At 45.2% G+C, this 836-nt stretch carries 2 protein-coding genes; one reads left to right on the forward strand and one right to left on the reverse strand.

Going from position 1 to position 836, the window contains the following annotated elements; genetic code table 11:
• Positions 1-420 (forward strand): 5'-methylthioadenosine/S-adenosylhomocysteine nucleosidase (mtnN, locus tag R7E78_RS25620; RefSeq protein ID WP_318058544.1); only part of this gene is annotated, 420 nt, incomplete at its 5' end.
• A gap of 79 nt (positions 421-499) precedes the next feature.
• Here the strand turns inward: mtnN and R7E78_RS25625 are convergent.
• The coding region (locus R7E78_RS25625) for an EAL domain-containing protein (RefSeq protein WP_318058545.1) at positions 500-836 on the reverse strand (337 nt) is incomplete at its 5' end.

Consider the following 836-nt stretch of genomic DNA (forward strand, 5'->3'; position numbering starts at 1 on the left):
CGTACTGTACATCATGACGTTGATTTAACCGCATTCAACAAACCGAAAGGGTTATTACCGGACTATCAAGAGCGTTACTTTTATGCTGACAAAGCGCTACAAAATTACGCGTATGAAGCAGCGGTGGAGACGTTAGGCAAAGAGAGTGTGTTCCGAGGCATCATTGCTTCTGGTGATCAGTTTATCGCCAGTAAAGTAAAAGTCACGGGCATCTACCAAGAGTTCAACGCGATGGCCGTTGAAATGGAAGGTGCAGCATTGGGACAAGTTGCAACCGCCTTTAAGGTTCCGTATGTTGTCATCCGCACGATTTCCGACAAAGCGGATGGTTCTGCTGATGTGGTTTATTCTGAGCTGAAAAAAGCGACGGCAGATAACTCAGCAACCATTACGCTCAACATGCTTAAGCGCATGCAATAGGGTGAGAATACGAAAAGCAGCACATTAAGTGCTGCTTTTTTATGAGTTCGCCAAAGTAAACATTATCGATTCTTTACCTTCAAATTCCTCCCTCAGCCGCGAGTTTGGTTGTAAGCGGCCGAGAGAATCGATTGTCATCGTTGGCCGTTTTCCACCACAAGCTAAGTTGCTCTTTGTCCATTGGCTTTCCGAACAAGTATCCTTGCATGAAATCACATCGATAAGCGGACAACCATTTGTGCATAACGTCGTGTTCAATGCCTTCGGCGGTCACGGTTTTGTTTTGGGCATGGCACAGCTCAATGATCGGTTTGATCACGTGTCCATTATTGGTATTCATCAACGTCAGTAGAAACTCTCGGTCAAACTTAATCTTTTGTACTGGGTATTGAACAAGTTGAGTGAGCGACGTGTAG

Source organism: Vibrio sp. YT-19(2023), from assembly GCF_033337395.1.